This window comes from Paenibacillus hunanensis (genome assembly GCF_034055775.1).
In the GTDB taxonomy this organism is placed as follows: domain Bacteria; phylum Bacillota; class Bacilli; order Paenibacillales; family Paenibacillaceae; genus Saccharibacillus; species Saccharibacillus hunanensis.
In genome coordinates this window covers 987,798-998,069 of sequence record NZ_CP139194.1, presented here as the reverse complement: position 1 = coordinate 998,069, position 10,272 = coordinate 987,798, and the positions used below count along the sequence as shown (strand labels likewise).

At 48.8% G+C, this 10,272-nt stretch carries 9 protein-coding genes and 1 riboswitch; all 9 genes read right to left on the bottom strand.

Features of this window, described 5'->3' with window-relative positions; all coding sequences use genetic code 11:
• Position 1 precedes the first annotated feature (1 nt).
• Complete coding sequence (gene purS / locus SK066_RS03950; RefSeq protein ID WP_188778527.1) at positions 2-247, bottom strand: phosphoribosylformylglycinamidine synthase subunit PurS; 246 nt, start codon at positions 245-247, stop codon at positions 2-4.
• Positions 248-365: 118 nt separating this feature from the next.
• Complete coding sequence (locus SK066_RS03945) at positions 366-1,259, bottom strand: phosphoribosylaminoimidazolesuccinocarboxamide synthase (RefSeq protein ID WP_320543721.1); 894 nt, start codon at positions 1,257-1,259, stop codon at positions 366-368.
• Positions 1,260-1,328: 69 nt separating this feature from the next.
• A complete protein-coding gene (gene purB / locus SK066_RS03940) occupies positions 1,329-2,624 on the bottom strand; it encodes an adenylosuccinate lyase (protein ID WP_188778531.1) in 1,296 nt (431 codons plus the stop codon).
• Complete coding sequence (gene purK, locus SK066_RS03935) at positions 2,617-3,810, bottom strand: 5-(carboxyamino)imidazole ribonucleotide synthase (protein WP_407673740.1); 1,194 nt, start codon at positions 3,808-3,810, stop codon at positions 2,617-2,619. The genes purB and purK overlap by 8 nt, the downstream gene beginning before the upstream one ends.
• A complete protein-coding gene (purE, locus tag SK066_RS03930; protein ID WP_320543720.1) occupies positions 3,807-4,304 on the bottom strand; it encodes a 5-(carboxyamino)imidazole ribonucleotide mutase in 498 nt (165 codons plus the stop codon). Before purE ends, purK begins: the two co-directional genes overlap by 4 nt.
• A 305-nt stretch (positions 4,305-4,609) precedes the next feature.
• Positions 4,610-4,711: riboswitch (purine riboswitch) on the bottom strand.
• Between the two features lie 334 nt (positions 4,712-5,045).
• On the bottom strand, positions 5,046-6,479 hold the full coding sequence (locus tag SK066_RS03925) for a phosphopantetheine-binding protein (protein WP_320543719.1): 1,434 nt from the start codon (positions 6,477-6,479) through the stop codon (positions 5,046-5,048).
• Between the two features lie 313 nt (positions 6,480-6,792).
• Positions 6,793-7,233 carry a universal stress protein gene (locus SK066_RS03920; RefSeq protein WP_188778537.1) on the bottom strand — a complete coding sequence of 147 codons (441 nt, stop codon included), beginning with the start codon at positions 7,231-7,233 and terminating at the stop codon, positions 6,793-6,795.
• Positions 7,234-7,500: 267 nt separating this feature from the next.
• Positions 7,501-8,784, bottom strand: coding sequence for a glycoside hydrolase family 1 protein (locus SK066_RS03915; RefSeq protein WP_320543718.1), 1,284 nt, complete (start codon positions 8,782-8,784; stop codon positions 7,501-7,503).
• A 30-nt stretch (positions 8,785-8,814) separates the two neighbouring features.
• Positions 8,815-10,218, bottom strand: a complete 1,404-nt coding sequence (locus SK066_RS03910; RefSeq protein WP_320543717.1) for an MFS transporter — start codon at positions 10,216-10,218, stop codon at positions 8,815-8,817.
• Positions 10,219-10,272 lie beyond the last annotated feature (54 nt).

The window sequence follows — 10,272 nt, the reverse complement described above, 5'->3', positions numbered from 1 at the left end:
ATTAACCCTCCAGTTCGAATCGATAGTCTTCAACCACTGTATTAGCCAGTAGCTTCTCACACATTACTTTCAGGCGCTGCTCCGCTTCCTCACGGTTGTCGGTATCCAGCTCAATCTCCATAAATTTGCCGATGCGCAGACTCTCTACTTCATTGAATCCGAGAGAATGCAGTGCTCCTTGTACAGTTGCTCCTTGTGGGTCAAGTACGCTTTCTTTAATGGTCACATGGACAGTCGCTTTGATCATGGGTTCATTGTTCCTCCTTGGAATGGTGAATAGCTTGCATTTCATATCGTATAGCACCTGCAAAATCATTCGTATTACCTAACCAATCAATGAAACGAGTCGATAGCTAGCGGTAGCATTACGAAAGTTTGGAACCGGTAAGCTTTTCGTAAATCGCCAGATAACGCTCTGCTGTCGCCTGTACAACCTCAGCTGGAAGAGGATTGGGCTGACTGTTTTTATCCCAATCGGTGCCTGCCAGATACGTACGCACGGGCTCCTTATCCATACTGTCAATCTCAATATCGAGTGCATAATTCGATTTGGCCCAGAAACGCGAGGAATCCGGGGTGAAGATCTCATCGATCAGAATCAGCTTGCCATCGATCAGTCCAAATTCAAATTTGCAATCCGCTAAAATAATATCGTGCTGCAAGCACTGTTTGCGTGCGAACTCATACAGCTCAATGCTTTTGTCGCGCAACTGAACCGCGAGTTCCTCGCCAACCTGCTGCTTCATTTGCTCAAATGAAATATCCTCATCATGTCCGACATCATTTTTCGCTGCCGGTGTAAAAATAGGTTGAGGGAACTCGCCATTTTTGCGCAAGCCCTGCGGCAAGGCGATACCATTGACCTCGCCTGTCTGCTCATATTGACGCCAGCCGCCACCGGTAATATAGCCGCGTACGACACATTCCATATCGATCCGCTCCGCCTTGCGTGTCACCATGATCCGGTTACGCAGCGCTTCACGATCACGCACGATATCACCAAGCTGATCCACATCGATATGCACCACATGATTGTCGATCAGATGCTTGGTCTCGCCAAACCAGTAGGCGCTCAGACGATTCAGCACCTCACCCTTATGTGGTACAGGCGGATCAAGCACATAGTCGAATGCCGAGATACGATCCGTCACAACAATCAAGAAATGCTCGCCCAGATCGTACAGCTCTCGTACTTTACCTTTATAAATGAGCGGCGCATCGATCAGATCCGCTGCCGTAGCTAATGCCTGTGCTGCCATATTGCGTTCCCTCTCCCTCAGGTTGGTATATACATGTATGCCTTCTGGTTGATCTGATCTTCCGTTATCTCAGTCCAGACCGAGCTTTTTGAAAATCGTATCTACATGCTTGAGATGCCATGCTGGATTGAATGCATCTTCGATCTCTTCGCTGCTCAACTGTGATGTGATCTCCGGTGTCTCGGAAATGATATCTTTAAACGAACGCTGTTCTTCCCACGCCTGCATTGCACGCGGCTGTACTGTATCGTACGCTTGCTCACGGCTCATGCCTTTGTCGATCAGCTTGGTCATCACACGACCGGAGAACGGTACGCCATACGTACGCTGGATGTTACGCTGCATATTTTCCGGGAATACGGTCAGGTTTTTCACGATATTGCCAAAACGGTTCAGCATGTAGTTCAGCAGCATTGTCGCATCTGGCAAAATGATACGCTCTACAGATGAGTGCGAGATATCGCGCTCATGCCACAGCGTTACATTTTCATACGCGGACACCATATGACCACGGATCACACGCGATAGACCGGAAATGTTCTCCGAGCCGATCGGGTTACGCTTGTGTGGCATCGCGGACGAGCCTTTTTGACCCTTAGCAAATGCTTCTTCCACCTCGCGGAATTCGCTCTTTTGCAGGGCGCGAATCTCGGTTGCAAATTTGTCGAGCGATGTTGCTACCAGCGCCAGTGTTGCCATGTACTCGGCATGACGATCACGCTGCAAGGTTTGCGTGGAGATCGGTGCTGCCTTTGTGCCCAGCTTGTTACATACAAATTCTTCTACCGCTGGATCGATGTTGGCATATGTACCGACCGCACCGGAAATTTTACCGTACTGCACATTGTCAGCCGCATGACGGAAACGCTCCAGATTACGCTTCATTTCCTCATGCCACAGCGCCATTTTCAGACCGAATGTCGTTGGCTCCGCGTGTACGCCATGAGTACGTCCCATCATCGGCGTATTTTTATAAGCCAGTGCTTTTTCCTTCAAAATTTCGATAAAATTGATAATATCGCGTTCCAAAATTTCATTCGCCTGACGCAGCAGGTAACCGAGTGCAGTATCCACCACGTCGGTAGAAGTCAGACCATAATGCACCCATTTACGTTCCTCGCCCAGACTTTCGGATACGGCACGTGTAAAGGCGATCACATCATGACGTGTCTCCTGCTCAATCTCATAAATGCGGTCAATATCAAAGCTTGCATTCGCACGCAGCTTCTCCACATCTTCCTTCGGAATCACACCCAGGTCTGCCCATGCTTCACACGCGCAAATTTCCACTTCAAGCCATGCCTTGAATTTGTTTTCCTCACTCCAGATGTTGCGCATCTCCGGTCTGCTATAACGTTCAATCATGATAGGTTCTCGTCCTCCATATGTTGGTTTGCTCTATCCAATTCAGAGCGTCTTCACTATTATGACACAGCACATTGATATGTCCCATCTTACGTTTGTGTTTGGCCTCTTCTTTACCATATAAATGGTACTTCGGTATGACATTCAATCGCTCTGCTTCCGTATCTGCCACCAGCATACGCTGCTGTACCTCCGGCACATGCTCGCCAAGAATGTTCACCATCACGACGGGCATATGCAGCTTTGTACTACCAAGTGGCAAGCCGCAGATCGCTCGTACATGCTGCTCAAACTGTGAGGTCGCGCAGGCTTCCATCGTATAATGTCCAGAATTATGCGGTCTTGGTGCTAGCTCGTTCACATACAGCTCGCCATCCGCTGTGCAAAACAGCTCTACTGCCAGCAAGCCGACCGCATCCATCGATTCGGCAATCGCTGCTGCCATCTGCTCCGCACGGCGCTGTACCTCATCCGCTACGCGTGCAGGCACAATCGACAGATGTAAAATATTATCGATATGAATATTTTCCGCGACCGGGAAGGTCTTGATCTCCCCATTGCTGCTACGAGCAGCGACAACAGACAGCTCGCATGCGAAGTCGATAAATTGCTCTACGACAAGATCAGTACCTGCTGCGCTAAGCTCCTCGTATGCCTGTGCAGCCTGCTCCTCGCTACGAATCACGAATTGCCCTTTGCCATCATAGCCGCCGGTTGCTGTCTTCATCACACACGGTGTACCAAAACGGCGTACCGCCTCCAGCGTCTGTTCTGCACTCTTCACCTCAGCATACGGGGCAACGGTTGCGCCTGCTGCCTCAATCGCTCGTTTCTCACGTAAACGATGCTGTGTGGTGTAGAGTAGCTTACTGCCCTGCGGCACGTAGGACTGCTCTTCCAGCAATGCGGCAACGCCAGCATCCACATTTTCAAATTCGTACGTGATCACATCCGCTTGCTCTGCAAGCTGCTGGGCCGCTTCTACATCATCATAATGCGCAACGATCTGGCTGCTCACCTGTCCGCACGGTGCGTTGTCTGCCGGATCCAGTGTAACGAAACGGTAGCCAAGCGGCGCACCCTGTAGCACCATCATCCGTCCAAGCTGTCCACCGCCAAGTATCCCAATCGTCGAGCCCGGCTCAATGATACGACCCTTGCGTCCTTGTACAGATGGGTTCATCATTCATCAGCTCCCAGTGTCTCGCTGGATTCTAGCACTTCCTGCTTAATGCGCTCACGACGCTCGTTCAGGCGCTCCAGAATGGAACGGTCAAATGCACCGATCATCTGACCTGCCAGCAGTCCAGCGTTAATCGCGCCCGCTTTACCAATCGCTACAGTAGCAACCGGAATGCCGCCTGGCATTTGTACGATCGACAGCAGGGAATCGAGTCCGTTCAGCGCAGCCGATTTGACCGGTACGCCAATAACGGGAAGCAATGTTTTGGAAGCGATCATTCCTGGCAGATGTGCTGCGCCTCCAGCACCAGCGATAATTACCTTAATGCCGCGATCCTGCGCTTCTTCAGCAAAACGGAACATCAAATCCGGTGTGCGATGTGCAGACACAACCTGCTTTTCATAAGGGATGCTCAGCTCATCCAGCACCTGACAGGCATGCTGCATCGTTTCCCAATCTGACTTGCTGCCCATCACGACAGCGATCTGTACTGACATGACATTACCTACTTTCTGTGAAAGGATAAAGGTTCAATAGCCTAGCTGCTCTATCTATCAAGCATAGCATTCGCTTGTTCGCGCAATGTTAGCGACTGGAAATGAATGACTATTTATCGACGTTTCGATTTCCAGTCAGAAAAAAATCCGCAAACCCATGAGAAAACAGTTGTTTTCCAGGATTTCCGGACTACCGAGCACCGAACGGATGAAATGCGGGTGCCTGACACGCCGGCTTCCTCGCTTGCACGGAGGATCGTACCGGATGTAGCAACAGCATGTAGACAGCCTGATGGCCGTGCTACCTGTTCATTCCCTGCTCTCGTAGTCCGAAAATTTACGGTTTTCGGGTAGATACTTCCGGGCCTTATTCCCAGCGTTATACGAGTCAAATCACAATTCACGTTATTTATAAGCTTCGTTACACAGTGTACCAATGAGTTCCATGGTATGTCAACTTAAAAGGCGAACGTTACAAAGTTCACATTTTTAATTGTTCGTATTTTGATGATTTATTTCACTACATAACTGCTGTAAAGCTTGAAAACAGCAAAAAAGACGCATCGTTATCGCCTTAGCTCCTTTGGATGACAGGGAGTCTAGTGATAACGGTGCGTCCTGGTTTAGAAAAAGGGATTACCTGTAGCCGAATCCCTACTGCTTTATCCACTTGCTGAAGAAATCAGCAGATATCCTTTGGCATTGGGAGAACACAGGAATCTACGATGAGCTGGATGGTGCTTAACTGACCACTGCACAGTATTTATTGTTCAGCATCTCCGTAATCGTACGAATCGAGGATAGATTCGCTACGGTCAGGTCTTGATCCTGAATACGAATACCGAGCCGTTCTTCGAGACCGACAATCAGATCAATCGTGGTGATCGAGTCGAGCCCTGCTTGATTCAGGTCTTCATCTGGCTCCAGGTTTACTTCTCTCTGGAAAATATCGTGCAATACGTGTATGATGGCTTGCTCTGCGTCCTCGCTACAGCTTCTATGTGCGACAGGAGTAGCAGCTACGGCTAACATCTGCTCTTGCTTCAGCGCTTGAATCGTAAAGGTCGGCCACTGACTCTGATCACGGCCATAGCGCTCCAGAAAGGCTTCCTTCCAGCGATCCATACCAAATGCAACACAGCCTGAGTACATCCCATTGCCGTCCTCATCGCGAATATCGTATTTGCCGCACAATACATCCTCACAATAGTTAAACGATGCAATCGAGCTTTCCTGTCCATTATTGCGCACGGCTGCCAGCTCATACTTTGCATTGCTGACCATTTGATAGGCGCCCTTTGTTTTCACATCCTGACTGAAAAAGAACGGGTCTGTCGCTGTTTCGATTTTGCCCGTTAAGCCAAGCCCCGTAAACAGCTCCCACACCTCATCCATAATCGCATTGCGTGTATCCATAACCCACTGCTGATCACCGACGAATACAATCTCGCGCATCATGAATTCAGTGCGACGGAATTCATCCTTGCGCCAGGCGATCTCGTTACGGAAGCATTTCCCTTTCGCTGTCATAATGCGACGACTGCCTGAACGACTACCTTGCTGCTCCTCATAGCAATGATAGCAAATACAAGGCTGCAAAATTTCACCTGTTGGAACAAGTGATTGATGATGCGAATGCGAAGCTGCTTGCTCACGAAAACGATTGATCGTTTTGAATTGATGCGGCACAGTTGCCACACCGACAATATTTTGCGGAAAATTAATATGATACTGGTTGCGTGCCATATTGGCTTTAGTAAATGTAGAAGGATACTCACGAAGAACAGCGCCATGATGTCGCGCAATCTCGATAAAGGAACGATCCAGCTGCTCCAGTAACGTAATATCCGTTTCATCCAGATAGGGAGCAGATACCGGCGCTTCACTGGATACCGATGCAGATGAGATCACTGACCGATCCGAGTCCGATTGATTACTACGCACGACGGTTTTACTAATGACACGGGTCTGCATCAGGCTATCACACAGAGCAGCATAGTCTTCGTGCAGCTCCTCTGCTTCCGCAATCTCCTCTGTATCCAGAGCGACTACAACCATGCGAGCCGTTTCCACATAGGTAACGCCTGTAATCGTTTCAGCTAGATAGGGAATGCGCTCCATGAGCAGGTCGAGCTTGCCTAACATCGATTCAGATACTTGCAGCTGTATTTCCATCTATTATTGCTCCCTTCTCTGTTGCATCATCTCATTGTTATCAGAGCCATACTGTCAGACTTGAAAATAAATGATGAGCTCACTTGTCGTTCCGTACATCTTAGTTATTAACCTGTTTAACGAATAATTAATGCCTTTGGATCAAACTCCATCTGTGCATAAATACGAACATCACGCACAAGCTATAGATGTTATCGGCTGTTTCTTCTATTTTATTTGTAGTAATTTGGTATTATTATACAAAAATAGCCAGTACACTTCCTAGGAAGCGTACTGGCTATCCGACTGCTTGATGCTATTGTAGTAGGTTGCTTTATTTTACGATCAATACCGGGATACGAGCGTGCTGCACCACATTATGGCTCACACTACCAAGTACAAATTCACGAATGCTGCCCAGTCCACGGCTACCGATGATGATCACATCAGAGTTGTGGCTGTCAGCGAATTCAAGAATGCTCTGTGCAGCAGAGCCTTGAATCATTTCGACATCATATTTGTTTGTAATACCTGACTCATCCAGGCGGCGCTTGGCTTCCTTCGCGGTCTGCATCGCCATCTCGTACAGCTCTTCATTCGACGTCGTTGGCACGGGTACAATGCCCTCGCCCATAAAGTAACGTGGAAAATCAAACACATGGATCGCGTCGATATGTGCCTCTGGATTCGCCTGAGCTAGCTCAATAGCACGATTCAGTGCCTTATTAGAAGCCTTAGAACCATCGTAAGCAAGCAAAATGTTAGAAAACAGCATGTTTGTTCCCCTCTCTTCTCAGCGTAATGCTGACTTCAAAATGATAGCCGCTGCCCGATTGTTCGTGCCGCAGACGGTTATGTACAGGTTCGGGCAATTCTCTGGCACATCCCTATTATATCACTGTTAACATATGAACAGCATCTAGCGATAGACCAAGCCCTTTTTCTACTCAAGCAATAAGCAGCTACAAATGCTATTTGATGCCTGTACAATGAATTACCCGCAACACTTTCCTACTGAAACGAGAGAGGCATGTGTAACTACTCAGCGAGCAGATTCTGGCGTGCGCATATTATGACTGCGTGCAATCTGTCCTAGATAATGTCCGCTCGCCTTCACCGTACGCTCCTGAGTCGAGCGATCTACCCCGATCATACCGAAGGTCATCGCATATCCCGAATTCCATTCAAAATTATCAAATGCAGACCAGTACATATACCCACGCACATCAATGCCATCAGCAAGACAGGACTGTACGCCTTGCAGACCACGACGGATATACTCCACACGTCGTGTATCATCCTCTGTCGCTACACCATGTTCGGTGATGATAATAGGTAGCTTTAGCTCATCTGCTACACGTCGGATTACCTTTTCTAATGCCTCCGGGTAAAATTCATACTTCATCTGTGTTAGCTCTGCGTCTTCCTCAGGGGCTACCAGACCATCGGATCCGTACACCTGGCGTGTGTAATTTTGCAGCCCAAAGTAGTCATCTCCCTCTGCCAGATCGGCATACGTACGGAAATAAGCAGCCCATTTCTGTTCAGCAATCGCTTCGCCGCCGGGAATATACTGCACATCTGATAGTGCCATCGAGAAGCCGACCTTAGTCTCCGGTCGAAGCTGGCGAATGATCGCACGCGCACGACGATGTGTTTGTTTGAGCAGATCGATGCTACGCTCATCCGAGATCATATGAAAGGTAAAATAACGCTCTACCGTCGTGCCACATAGACGTGCTGCCGATTCACGCCATGCCGGTGCTGACCATGCTGCCGCATCAATACCTACTGGCGGAATCACACCAATAGTAGAAAATACCTCACGCAGCATAATCGGTAAATTCACTTCATTAAAGGTCATCACATACGGAATCAGATCACCCAGCTCACGCATAACCCATTCGGTATACGCTGCAAAGCATGCTACCACTTCAACGCTCGCCCAGCCACCCAGCTTCATCAGCCATTGTGGCGAAGAGAAATGATGCAGCGTTACGAGCGGTGTCAATCCATGCTCATGGCAGGCTTGTAGCATATCGCGATAATGCTCGGTCGCTTCGCGTGAAAACTGTCCGCGCTCCGGTTCAATCCGTGCCCATTCAATCGAAAAGCGATACGTATTCAGACCGAGACCTGCCATCAGCTGAATATCTTCTCGATACAAATGATAATGATCAATTGCAGCACCGGATTTGTCGCGATAAGGCGAGCCTTCTGCATGCTCCTCTGCCCAGAAGTCGCTGTATCGATTATTTCCTTCTACCTGATAAGCCGCTGTAGCGGTGCCCCACATAAAGGATGCTGGAAACATTGCTTGATTCATCGTCATCACTCCTATAGTTGAAGTTCGTATTTAAGATTGGGGATTAGTCATTGCTTTTAGTTCAGCAATGATAACTGGATAACGTTTATCTAGCTGATACATCGTCATCAGTACAATTTGCAATATCGCCAGCACAATCGGCACGTATAAGAACAATGTCGTAATCGCCTGAAGTGCCGAAGCGGATTGGAACTGCACGCCACCTACATAGCCACCCCACGCCAGAGCCCAACCGACACACGCGCCGCCAAGTCCTGTGCCAATTTTGGAAGACAATCCGCTACCGCTATAGATTAAGCCTTCGATCCGTGCCCCTGTTTTCCACTCGCCGTATTCAACCGTGTCTGCCAGCATCGCGGCACCTGTAGCTACAGCAGGTGCCGTGCCTAACGTTTTCAGTACTGTACTTAACAGCACAATTTCCAGACTGGACGGCTGAATAAGCACGAGTAATGCACCAGCGAGTGAGATGCACATCCCCAGCAAAACGGTATTGCGTTTACCCAGACGCTTGATTAATGGAGCAGAGACCAGCATCCCGATCACAATCGGCAACAGCCCTGCTAGCGCCAGTACACCAACTAATCCTGAATCATGCAAAATATACTGTGCATAATAGATATTCAGCGCCGAACTGATGCCACTGCTCAAAAATACCAGTGTTGTAAAAGCGACCACGAGCAGCCAGTATTTATTGCGTATGAGCGAGCGCAGAGCAATCCGCAGTGGAATCTGTTTTTGCACGACCACTGGCTTCACACGCTCACGGGTTGTTTTATACGTGATCATGAGTAGTAGCGGAGAGAGAAGACCGATGATCACGAATGTCAGTGACCAGCCCATTTTCCCACCACCCAGTGTATTGACCAGCGGTAGCGCCATCACGCTAATAAGTACACCACCACACATGCTTAGCACGCCGCGTGTAATATTGAGCATCGAACGTTGGTACGGCTCCTGCGTAATAAGCGAGTTCAGCGCAGCATAAGGAATATTAATCGAAGAATAGATGACCGTGACGATAAAATAAGTAATCGCAGCATAGAAGATCGAACCCGTTGCACCGAGATCAGGCGCTGTGAACAGTAGCATTACGGATAGTCCAAACGGCAAGCTCATCCATTTGAGCCACGGACGTGCCTTGCCATGCTTACTGCGTGTGCGATCAACGAGCACGCCAATGCCGATATCAACTACACCATCCAGCAAGCGTGTCGCGAGCAATACCGTTCCAATCACACCCGCTGATAGATGTGCAATGTCTGTGTAGAAAAAGGTCAAATAGGTCGTAATAGCGACCCAGATTAGATTCGTAGAAAAGTCACCGATTCCGTAACCAAGTCGCTCCTTCCATCGAATGCTTGCATATTGCCCTGCTTGCTCCGGCTGTACCATGCTGGTGTGCTCCGAATGATGTGGTGCTTGTAGCTCCATTGCATAAGCCTCCTTCAATATCGTGATTCATATAGAGCCGCGAACCCGCCGGAT